Consider the following 15,191-nt stretch of genomic DNA (forward strand, 5'->3'; position numbering starts at 1 on the left):
AAATAAAAAGAACTAAATGTGCCAATCACAAAAAGTTATCAAAACGAATATGAATATTATTTTTGTTTTGCTATTTCTTTAGGAATGGCTGCGACTCCAGACTTCAGATTACCAGCCTTGGGGCTAAATTCCTAGCAGATGCCAGGGTAGGGTCAGCAAGACCTTTGATCAGGCGTTCTGAACGAGTAAGACCTCGCAAGAAGCCGCAGACGTAGCCAAAACGCCCTCGTGTCCGGTAACGAAAATAACTCACCCGTTGGGAGTAGGGTCAGAGATGACCGCCGGAAATCAGAGTGAGGACTTTTAATGAAGATGGGGGAGAAAGTTTTTCGGAATACTCCTAAAAACGGGTGGGTTACTTCTGCTGAGCTGGTCTAGAAACCATCACAGCTAGAAACTCATACAGGAGAAGTGGATAGAGTACACCTTACCAAAGTGCTGGGACTGGCTGAGCGGTTTCTGCTGGGGCAGAGTCCGTCGCTGATGGATTGGTTGTTGTGTTTGGTGCTTGTGCGGTTGTAGCCGGAACGCTAGCTGGCGCTGTTGCTGTTCTATTGGGCTGACGAGCGCCTAATCTTTGATTGGTGGCTCTAGCGTTTGTCGGTTGTTGACCGGTTCGTAATTGGTTTGCACTTTGACTCTGCCCTTGGAAGGGAAAACGCCAACCAATCGCTGCTCCTGCCAGAGCGGCGATCGCAACTACCATGATAATTAACCCGATAAATCTGTTCATACCTGAGTTAAGAAAAGAATCGTGCGTCTGTCAATCTACAAGAATAATCCAAAGCCGTAGGTAATCGGTAATACTCCTTTACCTGGGCTTGGGTCATGGAAGTGAATTAAGCTTTTACTGATTAGACCTTGATGAGCAAAGCTCACGAGCATGGTGCTAAAAATCTTGCTTCCCTGGCTTGGAAACCCATGACTAAAGTAGTATCTAATTTCAGATTTGGCTTTACCTTCACCCTATTTATATATTCTCTATATTCTCACTAAATCTCCGGTCAATGTCGCTACAACTAGCGAAAGAAATATTTTTCCTCTTCTCCTGTCGATGGGTTGGGTTTGCCCAACCGATCTAGGAGTCGATTCAACTCAGGGTAAGTATTTCTGGACAACTTCCCAACCCGTCCAGGAAACCCAGGTAAATCCTACCAACAGTGCAATATTTGTCCCAACATGAATGGCACGCGCCCAATCTCGTTCTGGGCGGATTAGGGTAGAACTGCAGGCTGAGAGAAAAACTAGAAATACAACAGACAACCCAGCGATTAAGTGTCCTGAGTGCCCTAAGCTGCCGAAATGACCGAAGGTTCCTACAATGCCAATGAACAGCAGCAGTAAGACTAAACTAACCATGAGCCAACCCACGATGTAGTGTAAAGGTCTTAACCAACGGGGTTGTAGATGATGAGATTGGCGTTTCCTGAAGAGGACAAACCCGGTCATACTAAGCAGAAAATACGCCAAGAGGGAGAAGCCCATTGACCAAGCGGCTATCTTCCAGAGCCAAATAAAGGAAGGGAGATTCACAAAATAACCCCCTATTTGGGTGGGTAGAGTTTTCTCCTCCCATCATAAAAGTAAGGGGTTGCCCAATGAGGACAACCCCTGTCTCAATTTCACTCTAGGAAGGCTCAACTAGCCCAGAGTCGCAAAAGTTAAAGTTTCTTTTGATAATCGGATATTATGATTGACGAGTTCTACTTTGACTGTTTCCACCGGTTGCTTACTTGTAGTCACTTCGGAAGCCTTAGGTGCTGGAGGCTCTATGGCATTATCGTTGTCGTCTACACGCAAACGATCGCAGGGAATCGTATCTGAAAGGATGGCACTGGCCATCATGCCAGAGTGAATTTCCAATTGAGCTTTAGCCAGGGCTTCAAACACCAGGCGCTGTCCTGGAAACACAACACGCTCAAAATACCAGTTTGGAATGTTTGTTATACGAGCGATCTGTATATGGCTAGTGGCATTCACATAGCAGCAGAGAATTTGTTGATTTTGGTTATCAGGTGGGAGAGGATCAAGGATTTGAGCCATAACTGCCAGTGCGATTAACGAATTTAGCTTTTTATTACATCCCTCAAGTTAGCACCTGCGATCCCCACTGGCTGTAAACCCCACTACCAATCACATTCTCTCAACCTGGGCTATTTAGGAATTGGCAGGGGAATTTCCTAATTTTTTCGGCTTTTGCGCCTTTTTTAAGCAAAACTTGGGAAATTCAAGAAACAATGAAGGCATCAGCCCACTGTATCTTACCCTGTGGTCTGATTAGTCTCACTTTTACTCTTTTTGGCTTCCTCAAAAAAAATACCACAGAGTTGAGAGAACTCGGTAATCTTGTTAAAGTTAAGTTATATGAATAATTTTTTCAGAATTTGAGTGGCTCTCCCCGGTCAAACAGCGAGGATCGGTCAGAAGCAAGCGGACTCTGAAAGTGGGGTAACAGCTCAAAACCCCTTCATCAAGCCAATACAACGCCATCTGATCTCATGATTACTCTAATGTTTATGTTTGAGTCAGTGACTTATAAAAAAGAACATCCGTAACACAACGTTAACAATGCCACAAAAAATCCTCTATGTTCGGCTTCCCTGCAACCCCATCTTTCCCATTGGTGTCGTTTACTTAGCCGATCACGTCCATAAGCTATTTCCCGAAGTTGAGCAGCGCATCTTTGACTTAGGAACGGTGCCTCCCCTCGATTTTGCCAACGCCCTTGATACCTGCGTAGACGAGTTTCAACCCACCCTGTTGGTATTTTCTTGGCGTGATATTCAAATTTATGCGCCCGTAGGGGGACGAGGGGGCAACCCCCTACAAAATGCCTTTGAGTTTTACTATGCTCGCAACCCCTTGATCAAGCTCAGAGGAGCTTTGGGGGGGTTGCGTCTAGCCGCGTCTTACTACACGGAACTCTGGCGCAACCTCGGCTTAATTCGGCAAGGGGTCAAACGCGCTCAAAAATACCACCCAGAGGCGCGTGCCATTGTCGGTGGGGGGGCAGTGAGTGTGTTTTATGAACAACTGGAAAATAAGCTCCCCACCAGAACCATTGTTTCCGTGGGTGAAGGGGAAGCCCTCCTAGAGAAAATTCTGCGAAATCAAGAGTTTCAGGATGAGCGCTGCTATGTGGTTGGGGAGACAAAACCACGAGATCGCTTAATCCATGAACAACCCGCCCCCCTAGAAAAAACCGCTTGTAATTACGATTACATCGAACAAATATGGCCTAGTTTTGATTATTACTTACAAGAAAACGACTTTTATATTGGTGTACAAACCAAGCGAGGTTGTCCGCACAACTGCTGCTATTGCGTCTATACCGTAGTGGAAGGCAAACAGGTACGGATTAACCCCGCTGCGGAAGTGGTAGCTGAAATGCGCCAGCTTTATGATCGTGGCGTTCGTAACTTCTGGTTTACCGACGCTCAATTCATCCCGGCACGCAGGTTTATGGATGATGCCATTGAACTGTTGCAGAAAATTGACGATTCCGGCATGAATGATATTCATTGGGCGGCTTATATTCGGGCAGACAATTTAACGCCCCAATTGTGCGACCTAATGGTGAAAACCGGCATGAATTACTTTGAAATAGGCATCACCAGTGGTTCTCAAGAACTGGTGCGGAAGATGCGGATGGGTTACAACTTGCGTACCGTCTTGCAAAACTGCCGGGATTTGAAAGCCGCTGGCTTTAACGACCTGGTTTCTGTCAACTACTCGTTTAATGTAATCGATGAACGACCGGAAACCATCCGTCAGACAATTGCCTATCATCGGGAGTTAGAGCGGATTTTTGGAGCGGATAAAGTGGAGCCTGCTATCTTCTTTATTGGGTTACAACCCCACACCCACCTGGAAGAGTATGCATTTGAAAATAATGTTCTCAATCGAGATTATGACCCAATGAGCTTAATGCCTTGGACAGCGAAGAAACTGCTGTGGAATCCAGAACCCTTAGGTTCGTTCTTCGGGGAAGTTTGTCTCCAAGCATGGCGGCAAAACCCGAATGACTTTGGGCGGGAAGTCATGAAGATTCTTGAAGAACGATTGGGTTGTGCAGAGTTAGAGGAAGCGCTAACCGCTCCCCTTGAACCGAAACAGAAACAAGATAAACAACTGGTTACTGTTGCATAGGAACATGGGCAACTCTTTCAAGTTGCCCGTACAATGACTGGAAAAGCAAGCGCTCTTTTTTTCGGTTACCTATTAGAGATTCTTTTTTAAGAGCGTCCTTTATATGTTTGTGGTTGGAGATTATAAAATCTAACAATGCTGGAAGGTTCGATTTTACAAAAGTTAGAAGCAGCCCATCGAGGAAGTAAAAGACCTCTAAACTTTGGGGTTTATTACAAAAACACACTCGTTGCTCTGTGCCATGCTCTGGAAGACTTCATTCTGGAGTCTGGCGGTACACCTCTGATGATTACAGCTTTCCAGCGAGGTAAGTGGTATTTGCAAGAGGCAGAGCGTTATGGAGATTTAGCCGCGAAAGCTTCTCAGGTGGTGATTATGGCAGCAGCCGATGCTGGCTTTGCCGAACACCCGACAAGCCAACGGTCGAATGTGGAACTGGTGAGTCTGACACCGGATGATCCAGTGGCTCAAGAGTGGCACCTGATTATTTTGTCTGAAACGTACTCCGCGATGGTGCTCTGTCAAGAGTTATCGTCCACGGATTATGGGCCAACTGGAGTACCAGAAAATGACCTGGAACGCAAGTTCTACGGATTTTGGACGTTTGAGGCTGAACTGGTACAAGAGACAATGGACTTAGCGATCGCCCATGTCGGTCGTTATGCTCCAGAATTACAGCAAGCCTTGAGGAGCCAAAAACAAAAGATTACCGCTGCCTATGGGACTAAACCAAGAGACGACATTGGCATAGTGGTGACCCGTGTGGTGGACTATCTTCAACATAGTCAAGAAGATGTCTCTCACCTTGGGGAAAGCGAACTGTTTGCCTCGCCCATGCATGAACAGGCGTTGGAAGACAACCTGGTGTCTAGCGAGATGCAGGCATTTTTGCGGATGGCGCAGCTAATCGACCAAGCGAATGCAGCCAATCCCTTGGCGGCGGCAGAAATAGCAGCGCTCGCAGAATCCATGGGACAATTGCTGGATATCCCGTCGTGGCAATTGAAGCGTCTGCGTCTGGCGGCGTTGCTGCACGGATTGGGTTCTTCCTTCGTGACAGCGGTTCATTCCCAGGAAGAAGCTCCCAGTTGTCCTCTAACGACGGCAGTGCAGGCATTACGAGTGATGCCCCGCATGAGAGCGATCGCCCAAATTATCACTCATCAAACCGAGTGGTGGGATGGCACAGGTACGCCTGCGGGGTTAGCTTATGATGCTATTCCTTTAGAATCGAGAATTTTAGGACTGGTGACCCACTTTCAGTGGCACGTCAGACAGCTACGGATGTCGCAAGAAGGAGAGGAGACCACGATTAATCTCGAAGAAACCTTATCCAAAGCGTTAGCTGAATGTCAGCGCCAAGCAGGCGAAGCGTTTGATCCCAAACTCATTGAAGCTCTATCTTTACTGGTTATGGGGATGCAACAGGGCATGAGCTTGCAGGTGAATCAACCTAAAATTGCAGCAGGGATGTGGTTGCTCGATTCCCATCCCAATGAAGAGTTGAAGGTTAGCAAGTTGAAGCTTCAAGATTAAAACATTCAACTTTCAACCTTTTAAGGTTCAACGTTTATGTAGGTCAACCTAATTTTTTTGAGTTAAGTGATGGAGATAGAAGCAATTCGCTCTGGGAAACTCAAGCAGCTGCCAGGAGTCGATTTAGAAGAGGAAGACCTTTCTGTCAGTCAACTGGAGCGTATTAACCTGGCTGGGGCGACACTGGCGGGAACCAATTTTTCGGGTTCCAATCTCAATGGTGCCCGTTTAGATGGCGCTAACTTGGTTGGAGCCAAACTCGCCGCCGCCGATTTACGAGCCAATTTCCTCGGTGCCAACTTGATGCAAGCCGATTTGAGCAGTGCAGATTTGCGCGGCAGCAACCTCCGAGGTGCCAACTTGATGGGCGCAAAGCTGGCGAAGGCGACATTGGCCGGTGCGTTTTTGAGTGGTGCCAACCTGATGGGGGTGAACTTGCAGGGGGTTGATTTACGCGGTGCCGACCTGCGAGGTGCTAATCTCAACAGTGCTAATCTCAAAGGGGCTGATTTGTCTCAAGCGGATTTACAAGGAGCTAGCTTGAGTAATGCCAATCTGGAGGAGACAGACTTACGCGGTGCCAACCTCGCTGGTGCGAACTTGAGGGAGGCTAATCTCCTGTGCGCGGAGTTAGAGGGGGCTAATTTGGAGGGGGTTAATTTAGCGGAGGCTTGTTTAATTGGCACATCTCATGCAAAGGTAACCCCACCATTGGAACAGGTGAAAATTCCCTTGAGGCTGACTGAAATGGAGCCTACTTCTGTCCAAGATTTCACACAAGAATAAACCTCTTGCACTAATAAAAAGAACTTCTTTCTATCCCTTCCCATAACGGGGAGGGATCAAGGTTCATTTGTCTATTTCGGGGAATTGATAGCACAGTGAGACGTAGTTCAGGCTAAATGTAACAATTGGGTTAGTTCGTGTTGATAGGGTGATTATGTCAGAAGAAGAGAAGACGGTAAATTTCAGAGTGTTTCTGTCAGAGTCGGAACGAACTCAATTTAAAGTCGCCTGTGCCAAGACTCGGACAACGATGAGTCAGCAGGCGGTGGCATTGATTCGGGAATGGCTGAACACTCAGGAAAACGAAACACCCTCACCGAGTAATAAGGGTAAGGGGGCCGAATGAGGTGATGAGCTTAAGTCTCTAAAAAAATATGAGTGGGGAATGGATAAAATCTAGTTATTTTATTCAAGCCCCTTGATTGATGGAGAGGAGTTTGTCCGGCTATAGCTGGGTAACTTTATTATGAAAGGAGAACAAACTTTAGAGCCGTATTTTACCCGAATTCTTCCTGAAAGCCGATCGCTTCCTCATCCAAACAGCAAGAACACTCAAAAATAACAAACCCATCACTCCCGCGATCGGGTTATTATCAACACCCGTAATCCAAGGAGAAACGTTGTTAGAATACTTCACCAATTGCCCTACATTAAGGATGTAATAAGCCCAAACTAAACCCGCGTGCAAACCAATTGACAAACCCAAATGACCTCCAGATGACCGTTTCGCCCAAACTAACGTTAACCCTAGCAGTACTAAAGCGGGAAATGTTGGTAATGTGCGAATCACCTCTGAGAGAGGTTTGAGAAAGTGCAATATCGCAAAGATAATCGCATCAGCCCAAAGAGAGGCTTTAAGGGTATAGTCTCGTTGCAACTCATCCAACACCCAACCCCGAAACACCAATTCTTCTGCAAAACCAATACCGAGGGCACTGACAAATCCCTCTAAAATGACTTTAGCTAATACAGCTTGAGGGGTTTGGAATTGAATCCAACCGAGTAACCCTTCCACCACAAATAGGGAAAAGGTAAATAATAGACCAATACCCAATCCTTGGAGTAGGTCTAACCCATTTTGCCGCGATCGCACCAACCCATACTGTCTCAGTAGATGCGATCGTCCATAAACGTTCTTTCCCCACCATCTCAGCAACAACAAAAATGCCCCGAACAATAGCCCCATCGTCAGAATGGTCACTAAGTTCGGGTCGTGAGCCAATAATAAATAAATGGGTGCCGCTACGGGTAGCCAAAGCAGCGATAAAATCACCAGAAATATCCCCAGCCTTGCGGGTGCTGGGTATTGGGCAAATTGAGTAAGTTTAGATTTCAAACGGCTTGGGATGTGAGCAGTTGGCGAAGAACCAAAGATAGTATTTTAAACCAGGCTTTTAAACTTGAGGTTATGCCTACCCTCGACACCCTCAAGACAAATCTTAACCCCTTACTCATCCGGTTCAATCGTGCTGGTTAAACCGTGGTTCTTCAGCGTTTCGCAATAGAACTCCGCATGTTCTTGAGCACAAGTAATCACCAAGCCTATCCCCGTCATATGAGCTTCCATCATAATGTTGACGGCTTGAGGCTGAGTTAGACTCGCTACTGTCGTCATTAAGGTTTGCACCACATGCTCCATTGAATTGAAGTCATCATTATGGAGCAAAACGCGATAGCGAGGCGCGTGTTTCCGGACGGTTGAACGCTTCTCAATTGTTTCGACAGACACAACTCTATCCTCTTGTGTTCATAGGTTTGCATGGATTCCCGCTGAAACAGGGAAAGATACTCGCTTTGTCTTTATATTACTAAACATTGTGGGATTCAAGACAGTAGCAAGAGTAAATTGTTGCTACAAAATGAGCGCTAAAATGCACATTGTCTTGAAATATGGTAAAGAGTGCAAGAACCTAAGCCAGTCAACCGAAGGTAAGGGCAAACGCGAAATTGCCACCTACAACTTTCAACCGGCAGCCTCCAACCCGCCAACCCCAGCTAAAATAAGAAAAGTTAACGTTAATTAACATTTCTCGTGACGACACAGGCAATCCGAGAGACCGCAGCCAGCCCAGCACCCGGTACTTACTGGCAATGGCGGGGACAATCTATTTACTATGTACAAGCGGGGCAGAAACGATCAGGACGCCTCCCTTTACTGCTGATTCATGGCTTTGGCGCATCCACAGACCACTGGCGCAAGAATATTGCTGAACTTTGTAACGACTTTGACGTTTGGGCAATTGACTTGTTGGGATTTGGACGTTCAAGCAAACCCGATTGGCAGTATGGGGGTGACTTGTGGCGAGACCAGTTGCATGACTTCATCACCGAGGTGATTGGTCAGTCCGTCGTGTTGGCGGGAAACTCTTTAGGTGGCTATTCAGCGCTGTGTGTTGCCGCCCAGCGTCCTAATACTGCCGCTGGTGTAGTGTTGCTCAACAGTGCTGGCCCTTTCACCGATACCAAGGTGCCGACTCAAAAGAGTCCCTTACAACAATTCATCGGCGACCTCACGCGGTCAGTTTTGCTGCAACCTTGGGCAAGTTTTCTCTTGTTTCAGTACGTGCGGCAACGCTCAATGATTCGTAAAACCCTCTCCCAAGTGTATCTGGATCAGAGTGCGGTCACAGACCAGTTAGTGGAAGAGATTTACCGCCCCTCTTGCGATGAGGGTGCCCATAAAGTATTTGCCTCGGTGTTCAAATCTCCCCAAGGTGAAAAAATTGATGTTCTGTTAAACCAGCTAACCTGTCCCCTGTTACTGTTATGGGGAGAAGCTGACCCTTGGATGAATGCCAAACAGCGGGGGGCTATGTTCCGTCAATACTATCCTCAACTCACAGAACACTATCTCCAAGCTGGGCACTGTCCCCATGATGAGGTGCCAGAACAGGTGAATGCGATTCTACGAGATTGGATATTGGCGCTGGACCCAGTTGAAGCATCGAGTGCGAACGAACTTTGAGGCGAGACGAGACGAGATGAGATCCCCGGCTTCTTTAAAAAAGTCGGGGATGTGAACTGCCAGCGTAATACTCTGAGCGCAGTAAAACCATTAATCTAAAAAAAATTCCATTTTTCCTTATTTTTGCGACACTTCTAACTACAAAAAATACTTTTTTCAAAAAGACTCGCGGTATTACATGTCTTACTGATATTGTCAATAAATTCCCCATTCTCTGGACATTTTCCCCGCTTTCTGAAGCCTTGGTGTTTAAACCTAAAGGCAGCGGGGAAATTCCTTTTAAGATGCCCAGCCCACAATTAGAGAATTTTCTTTCTTGTGGGATGGGCATCTTGCCCGTCTGAGCCATGCAAGTAAAATGCACAAAAGCTGTGACTACCAAGGATTGCCAATCATTGTATAGCTGTAGCCATCTTCATTAGGACGCTGCCTGCTTGAGAACGGATTCGATCGCATCCCGTAAACTAGCCGATTGGGGTAACCGTTTACGAATCCGACTTTTCAACCATGCCCAACACTTTTCAATCCGATTGAGATCTGGCGAATAAGGCGGCAGATAGACGATCTGACACCCTGCGGCTTCAATTCCCTTGGGCAATGCGACCGCCTTTCTGGAAACGTCGCGTTCCTGCGCTTTTTCCACTAAACCCACCAGATTGCCCCGTAACTGTACAGAACCGCCGATATCCGACTGCTTTGTAGTGGAAGCATCAGCGGTGCCGGAAAGCACTAGCGTACCTGGAGACTGGGGCACCACAAGACCTGAATCAGTGAGTACCACCTGACCGACATCATTCACCGTCAATCCCTTGGCTGGAGAACCCGCATTACCAGTCAGTAACTGGGGTAGGGAGAGAGGAGTGGGGAGTAGGGCGTTAGAGGTGGCAGGAAGGGTGCAATTCGTCGAACTCCCGCAGGGTTGAATCTCTAAATTGAGCAAGTGACCCGATAGAGAAATTCGTATCAGGTTTTGTCCCGGCACAGCCGCAATGCTCAGGTTCCCGCCGGGTGCCTTTAGCTCACCTGTACTGAGCACTGTGCCGCCCAGTAAGGTGAGATTTTTCCCTTCACTGACAGCCAGTTGACCCGTATTAATGATCGCTCCGGGTGCTCCGGAGGTGCCAAAGGCAAAGGTACTGGGCGTCTCAATTAAGGCAGAATAATCATTTGTACCAACAGCGTTGAACCCGTTGTTGTTACCAAACCCAATTCTGGTGGCTGTCGTGGCAGTAAAGTCACCCGGAACGTTCAACTGAATAGATGTTTCCCTTTACAAAAACTGATGAAATGATTAAGAAATTCTATGTACCAGCTCTATGACTTCGGTATTAAAACTAAAGAAAGGGTTAATAGCTTGTATTACAAGGGTTGAGCGCCTTTGCGGGTTACTCTCTCCAAGCTAGCCCAATGCCTCGGTACGTGAGGAGCTGGATTGCTGAGTTCTTCACAGTTTGTTACAAAGATATAGAGAACTCTCGTGGATCAACAGCGGTATGTTTGGTGGCTTTACCGGTTCAAAAACTCCTACTGGCACGGACTGGGGAGAGCAAATGCTCAATACCGTCGCCAGCAAAACGATTCGCCACCTATTCACTCAAAGCGAGTCAGTGGAGGTTTCGGTGCGCTGCTATCCTTCAAGCAAATTGTTGCAGGGTAGCATTGACAGCCTCAAGATGAGTGGTCGTGGTTTGGTGATTCGCCAGCAGTTCCGGACGGAGGAAATGTCCTTTGAAACGGATGCCATCTCCCTTGACTTTAGCTCGGTTCTCAAGGGTCAGATGAACATCAAGCAGCCCACCCAGGCGATCGCACAGGTTGTCCTCACGGAAGAGGATATCAATAAATCCTTTAAAGCAGAACTGGTCAGGAAGCAACTAGAGAATATTACCAGCCCAGCCTTGAGCGAGTTGTCCGGGGGTGAGCCAATTTCTTTTACTGATGTGCAAGTTACTTTGCAACCCAACAACCAATTACGTTTGTTTGCCAAAGCCAATCTGCCTGAGCAGGGTCTAGTGCCGATTAGTATGAAATCTACCCTGGCGGTTGAGCGGCGGCGTCGTATCCTGTTTCAAAACTCCCAATTTGAACCAGAGGATATACCAGAGTCTTTGCGGGAAATATCACAAAAGTTAGCAACCGCACTGGATGAGATCTTGAATAATATGGTGGATCTGGATCGGTTCAACCTTGATGGCGTCACGCTGCGAATTAATCGTCTGGAAACTCATGGCAAAAAGCTGATTTTCAGTGGTTACGCCCAAATTGAGCGCGTTCCCAATACTCCATAACCTGAAAGCACATAATGTCAATTAGTGGTTTCTTTGCGGCGGGTGGGGTTGTAATGTGGCCCCTTTTGGTGTTATCTATCCTTGCGAGCGCACTGATTTTGGAGCGCATTATCTTTTGGCAACAAGTCACCAAGCGTCAGAAGCCCATCATTCAAGCCTCTCTTAGGCTTTACCTACAAGACCCTCAATCCGCCTACAATATCCTAGAAAAAAATAGCGACCTGCCGATCGCACGAATTTTTCTGGCAGCGCTAGAAATGGAAAACCCCACGCCAGAGGAATTTCGGCTAGCACTAGAAAGTGCGGCTCAAGCGGAGATGCCTATCCTCAAGCGTTTCAATACAGGATTTGAAACGATTATCGCGGTTTCTCCCTTGCTCGGTCTTTTAGGTACCATTCTGGGCTTGATTACCTCTTTTGCCGCGATGCGAGTGGGCGATATTGGCACGAGCAATACCCCTGGTGTTACAGGCGGAATCAGTGAGGCTTTAATCTCAACCGTAGGGGGGTTGTGTGTTGCCATCTTTACCCTGATATTTGCCAACTCCTTTCGAGGGCTATATCGTCGTCAACTCGCCTTAATTCAGGAGTATGGTGGTAAGCTAGAGCTGCTCTATCGTCGTTACTATGCCTATGGGAGACTACCTTATGTAGCAGCTCAGGAGCCAGAATGAAACTCAAGCATCTCACTCAGGCAAATCAAGATTACGAACAAACCCGAAACTTCTTACTTCAGCACGAAGCGTATCACAGCTTGATGTTTGGTCTGCTGGATACCATCGTTTACTCTCCCCATCGCTTCAAATCTCAACCCTATGTCGCCATGGTGGAAAAGAATGATACGGTTTTAGCGGTTGCCCTGCAAACACCACCTCGCAAGCTTTTGCTATCGCGAGTTGAGGACGTTCAGGCGATCGCACTCATCGCCCAAGACTTGTATTCTAGGCAAGCACAACTACCGGGAGTGATGGCTACAGCATCAGCCGCTAAAGCCTTTGCCCAACATTGGCAAGAATTGACGGGACAACCTTACCACGAAGGAACGCGAGAGCGCTTCTATCAACTCGAAACCGTACAGCCTACTCCCGTTGTCAACGGACATTTACGACAGGCTACACTGGGCGATCGCGAATTATTGATTGATTGGTGTCGTGCCTTTATGGAAGAAGTCTCAGAGGAAATCGTCGATTGGGAGGCGGAGGAAGTTGTGGATCGCTATTTGGCGGAAGGAAGTCTGCATTTTTGGCAAGATAACATTCCCTTATCCTTGGCTAACTTCTATAGTTCAACACCCAATGGCGTGAGAATTAATTTAGTTTACACTCCACCAGAGCATCGAAGAAAGGGTTATGCTACCGCTTGTGTGGCGGCGTTGAGTCAAGCCTTACTGGATCGGGGATATAAATATTGTTTCTTGTCTACAGATTTAACTGATCCTGCCCCAAATCACCTTTATCAGGCGATCGGATATCAGCCTTTGGATGATTATATGCAGCACTACGGGTTTGATAGCTGATACAGGGGAATATAGGTGCAGTTGCTCTACTGTCACTCGTGATGTAAGCTTCTGCCAGTTTCGTGCTAAAACATGTGGGAAGTATGTATATGCTGTGATGTGTCTAATCTATCGGCAATTTCCCTTTTTGATTAGCGCTCTTGTTACCCGCGAAATCAACTGAAAGAGTATAAGGCTAAAGGTTATTCCTAAAAAAACAAACATCTGCTATTGAAATACTTGAATTCTTAAAAAATTAATCGCTTAATTCGGTGTGAGGATTGAAATTTAATGCGAGTTTTACTGATTTATCCCCTGTTTCCTAAAAGCTTTTGGTCTTTTGAAAAAACGTTAGCCTTGCTGGGTCGCAAGGCAATGCTTCCCCCCTTAGGATTAGTCACAGTGGCAGCTATTCTGCCCCAAACCTGGGAATTTAAGCTGGTGGATCGCAATGTCAGCCAGGTAACGGAAGCCGAGTGGGAGTGGGCAGATTTAGTGATTCTTTCTGCCATGATTGTGCAAAAGGAAGATTTCTTAGCGCAAATTCAGGAAGCGAAACGGCGAGGGAAAGCGGTTGCTGTCGGTGGTCCTTACCCAACAGCGTTACCCCACGAAGCCGAAGCATCGGGTGCTGACTATTTGATTTTAGATGAAGGGGAAATTACTTTACCCTTGTTTATAGACGCCATTGAACGGGGTGAGTCCTCTGGTATCTTCCGATCTGGGGGAGAGAAACCGGATGTCACGAACACTCCGATTCCTCGCTTCGATTTACTGGAATTTGACGCTTATTCGGAAATGTCCGTTCAGTTTTCGCGAGGCTGTCCGTTTCAGTGCGAATTCTGTGACATTATTGTCCTCTATGGTCGCAAACCCCGGACTAAAACCCCAGCTCAACTTTTGGCGGAATTAGAACGCCTTTATGAGTTAGGTTGGCGACGCAGTATTTTTATGGTGGATGATAACTTCATTGGCAATAAGCGTAATGTCAAGTTATTTCTGAAAGAATTAAAACCCTGGATGGTAGAACACGGGTATCCGTTCTCATTTGCCACTGAGGCATCAGTGGATTTGGCTAAAGACCAAGAACTGATGGATTGGATGGTTCAATGTAATTTTGGGGCGGTGTTTTTAGGGATTGAGACACCGGATGAAGAAAGTTTAGCCTTGACACAAAAGTATCAGAATACGAGAGACTCTTTAAGTGAGGCCGTACATGCGATTACTCGCTCAGGATTGCGAGTGATGGCTGGGTTTATTATTGGCTTTGATGGGGAAAAATCGGGCGCAGGCGATCGCATTGTCCAATTTGTGGAAAAAACGGCAATTCCTACCGCCTTATTCAGCATGTTGCAAGCCCTACCCGACACTGCTTTGTGGCATCGATTAAAGAAAGAAGGACGGCTGCGAATCGAATCCGCAAATATCAATCAAACGACATTGATGAACTTTGTGCCAACTCGTCCGTTGGAAGAGATTGCTAATGAATATATTGATGCCTTTTGGAGATTATATGAACCAGCGTGTTTTTTAGATCGCACCTACCGTCACTATCGCATTTTAGGTGAAGCCACCTATCCGAAGAAGGAAAAATCTGTTAAGAAAAAGTTAAATTGGGTGGTGGTTCGAGCGCTACTGACTATTTGCTGGCGGCAGGGAGTTGTTCGTAATACTCGTTGGCAATTCTGGCGCAATTTTATGAATATGTATCGCTACAATCGGGGTGGTTTGAGCAGTTATCTATCTACTTGTGCTCAAATTGAACATTTTATGGAGTATCGCCAGATTGTTAAGGAACAAATTGAAGCGCAATTAGCCGAGTTTTTAGCGCAGGAAGCCCAATTAAAGGAAACTTCCGAGGATACTAAAATGCCTGCGCGTCTTAGTGCGTAGGCTATTTTCCGTGGGGTGAGCATCTTGCTTACCCTATTTATATCGTTAATGAGAGCGAATCAGTGGGTAGGCAAATTGT

Annotated in this window: 15 protein-coding genes and 2 pseudogenes; 9 read left to right on the plus strand and 8 right to left on the minus strand. The window is 46.8% G+C overall.

Features of this window, described 5'->3' with window-relative positions:
- Positions 1-427 precede the first annotated feature (427 nt).
- The 3 genes from MIC7113_RS03275 to MIC7113_RS03285 all read right to left on the minus strand — a co-directional run bounded on the left by MIC7113_RS03275 (position 428) and on the right by MIC7113_RS03285 (position 2,043).
- Positions 428-733 (minus strand): hypothetical protein, encoded by a 306-nt coding sequence (locus MIC7113_RS03275; protein ID WP_155897915.1) that lies wholly within the window; start codon positions 731-733, stop codon positions 428-430.
- Between the two features lie 362 nt (positions 734-1,095).
- Positions 1,096-1,533, minus strand: a complete 438-nt coding sequence (locus MIC7113_RS03280; protein WP_041779873.1) for a DUF4079 domain-containing protein — start codon at positions 1,531-1,533, stop codon at positions 1,096-1,098.
- A gap of 108 nt (positions 1,534-1,641) precedes the next feature.
- A complete protein-coding gene (locus tag MIC7113_RS03285; RefSeq protein ID WP_015180754.1) occupies positions 1,642-2,043 on the minus strand; it encodes a DUF1830 domain-containing protein in 402 nt (133 codons plus the stop codon).
- A gap of 525 nt (positions 2,044-2,568) precedes the next feature.
- On the opposite strand from MIC7113_RS03285, the gene MIC7113_RS03290 reads away from it, so the two are divergent.
- The 4 genes from MIC7113_RS03290 to MIC7113_RS03305 all read left to right on the plus strand — a co-directional run bounded on the left by MIC7113_RS03290 (position 2,569) and on the right by MIC7113_RS03305 (position 6,817).
- A complete protein-coding gene (locus tag MIC7113_RS03290) occupies positions 2,569-4,149 on the plus strand; it encodes a photosystem II high light acclimation radical SAM protein (RefSeq protein ID WP_015180755.1) in 1,581 nt (526 codons plus the stop codon).
- A 135-nt stretch (positions 4,150-4,284) separates the two neighbouring features.
- Positions 4,285-5,685, plus strand: coding sequence for a DICT sensory domain-containing protein (locus MIC7113_RS03295; protein WP_015180756.1), 1,401 nt, complete (start codon positions 4,285-4,287; stop codon positions 5,683-5,685).
- Between the two features lie 69 nt (positions 5,686-5,754).
- On the plus strand, positions 5,755-6,471 hold the full coding sequence (locus tag MIC7113_RS03300; protein WP_015180757.1) for a pentapeptide repeat-containing protein: 717 nt from the start codon (positions 5,755-5,757) through the stop codon (positions 6,469-6,471).
- Positions 6,472-6,625: 154 nt separating this feature from the next.
- A complete protein-coding gene (locus MIC7113_RS03305; RefSeq protein ID WP_015180758.1) occupies positions 6,626-6,817 on the plus strand; it encodes a hypothetical protein in 192 nt (63 codons plus the stop codon).
- 138 nt (positions 6,818-6,955) lie between these two features.
- Here MIC7113_RS03305 and MIC7113_RS03310 read toward each other — a convergent pair whose 3' ends face one another.
- Positions 6,956-7,807 carry a CPBP family intramembrane glutamic endopeptidase gene (locus tag MIC7113_RS03310; RefSeq protein WP_041779874.1) on the minus strand — a complete coding sequence of 284 codons (852 nt, stop codon included), beginning with the start codon at positions 7,805-7,807 and terminating at the stop codon, positions 6,956-6,958.
- A 111-nt stretch (positions 7,808-7,918) separates the two neighbouring features.
- The gene (gene clpS / locus MIC7113_RS03315) at positions 7,919-8,200 is read right to left on the minus strand and encodes an ATP-dependent Clp protease adapter ClpS (protein WP_015180760.1); all 282 of its coding nucleotides are present in this window, start codon (positions 8,198-8,200) and stop codon (positions 7,919-7,921) included.
- A 303-nt stretch (positions 8,201-8,503) separates the two neighbouring features.
- Between clpS and MIC7113_RS03320 the strand changes: the two genes are divergently transcribed.
- Positions 8,504-9,436 carry an alpha/beta fold hydrolase gene (locus tag MIC7113_RS03320; protein ID WP_015180762.1) on the plus strand — a complete coding sequence of 311 codons (933 nt, stop codon included), beginning with the start codon at positions 8,504-8,506 and terminating at the stop codon, positions 9,434-9,436.
- A gap of 34 nt (positions 9,437-9,470) precedes the next feature.
- On the opposite strand, the gene MIC7113_RS35875 is transcribed toward MIC7113_RS03320, so the two are convergent.
- The 3 genes and pseudogenes from MIC7113_RS35875 to MIC7113_RS38900 form a co-directional block, all read right to left on the minus strand.
- Complete coding sequence (locus tag MIC7113_RS35875) at positions 9,471-9,767, minus strand: hypothetical protein (protein WP_216596361.1); 297 nt, start codon at positions 9,765-9,767, stop codon at positions 9,471-9,473.
- 87 nt (positions 9,768-9,854) lie between these two features.
- Positions 9,855-10,053 (minus strand): annotated as a pseudogene (locus tag MIC7113_RS37455) (transposase); the annotation flags it as partial.
- Between the two features lie 314 nt (positions 10,054-10,367).
- A pseudogene (locus MIC7113_RS38900) lies at positions 10,368-10,688 on the minus strand (two-partner secretion domain-containing protein); the annotation flags it as partial.
- 241 nt (positions 10,689-10,929) lie between these two features.
- Here MIC7113_RS38900 and MIC7113_RS03330 point away from each other — a divergent pair.
- From MIC7113_RS03330 to MIC7113_RS03345, 4 genes are all read left to right on the plus strand, one after another.
- A complete protein-coding gene (locus MIC7113_RS03330) occupies positions 10,930-11,724 on the plus strand; it encodes an LmeA family phospholipid-binding protein (RefSeq protein ID WP_015180764.1) in 795 nt (264 codons plus the stop codon).
- 14 nt (positions 11,725-11,738) lie between these two features.
- Positions 11,739-12,398 (plus strand): MotA/TolQ/ExbB proton channel family protein, encoded by a 660-nt coding sequence (locus tag MIC7113_RS03335; protein WP_015180765.1) that lies wholly within the window; start codon positions 11,739-11,741, stop codon positions 12,396-12,398.
- The gene (locus MIC7113_RS03340) at positions 12,395-13,240 is read left to right on the plus strand and encodes a GNAT family N-acetyltransferase (protein WP_015180766.1); all 846 of its coding nucleotides are present in this window, start codon (positions 12,395-12,397) and stop codon (positions 13,238-13,240) included. The genes MIC7113_RS03335 and MIC7113_RS03340 overlap by 4 nt, the downstream gene beginning before the upstream one ends.
- A gap of 270 nt (positions 13,241-13,510) precedes the next feature.
- A complete protein-coding gene (locus tag MIC7113_RS03345; protein ID WP_015180767.1) occupies positions 13,511-15,112 on the plus strand; it encodes a B12-binding domain-containing radical SAM protein in 1,602 nt (533 codons plus the stop codon).
- The last annotated feature ends 79 nt before the right edge of the window (positions 15,113-15,191 follow it).

Origin of the sequence: Allocoleopsis franciscana PCC 7113, assembly GCF_000317515.1 — a bacterium.
Lineage (GTDB): Bacteria > Cyanobacteriota > Cyanobacteriia > Cyanobacteriales > Coleofasciculaceae > Allocoleopsis > Allocoleopsis franciscana.

What these genes read in the sequence shown, in the direction of transcription:
- MIC7113_RS03275 (WP_155897915.1), bottom strand. Translation starts at nt 733, where the DNA reads ATGAACAGATTTATCGGGTTAATTATCATGGTAGTTGCGATCGCCGCT.
- MIC7113_RS03285 (WP_015180754.1), bottom strand. Translation starts at nt 2,043, where the DNA reads ATGGCTCAAATCCTTGATCCTCTCCCACCTGATAACCAAAATCAACAA.
- MIC7113_RS03290 (WP_015180755.1), top strand. Translation starts at nt 2,569, where the DNA reads ATGCCACAAAAAATCCTCTATGTTCGGCTTCCCTGCAACCCCATCTTT.
- MIC7113_RS03295 (WP_015180756.1), top strand. Translation starts at nt 4,285, where the DNA reads ATGCTGGAAGGTTCGATTTTACAAAAGTTAGAAGCAGCCCATCGAGGA.
- MIC7113_RS03300 (WP_015180757.1), top strand. Translation starts at nt 5,755, where the DNA reads ATGGAGATAGAAGCAATTCGCTCTGGGAAACTCAAGCAGCTGCCAGGA.
- MIC7113_RS03305 (WP_015180758.1), top strand. Translation starts at nt 6,626, where the DNA reads ATGTCAGAAGAAGAGAAGACGGTAAATTTCAGAGTGTTTCTGTCAGAG.
- MIC7113_RS35875 (WP_216596361.1), bottom strand. Translation starts at nt 9,767, where the DNA reads ATGCCCATCCCACAAGAAAGAAAATTCTCTAATTGTGGGCTGGGCATC.
- MIC7113_RS03330 (WP_015180764.1), top strand. Translation starts at nt 10,930, where the DNA reads ATGTTTGGTGGCTTTACCGGTTCAAAAACTCCTACTGGCACGGACTGG.
- MIC7113_RS03335 (WP_015180765.1), top strand. Translation starts at nt 11,739, where the DNA reads ATGTCAATTAGTGGTTTCTTTGCGGCGGGTGGGGTTGTAATGTGGCCC.
- MIC7113_RS03340 (WP_015180766.1), top strand. Translation starts at nt 12,395, where the DNA reads ATGAAACTCAAGCATCTCACTCAGGCAAATCAAGATTACGAACAAACC.
- MIC7113_RS03345 (WP_015180767.1), top strand. Translation starts at nt 13,511, where the DNA reads ATGCGAGTTTTACTGATTTATCCCCTGTTTCCTAAAAGCTTTTGGTCT.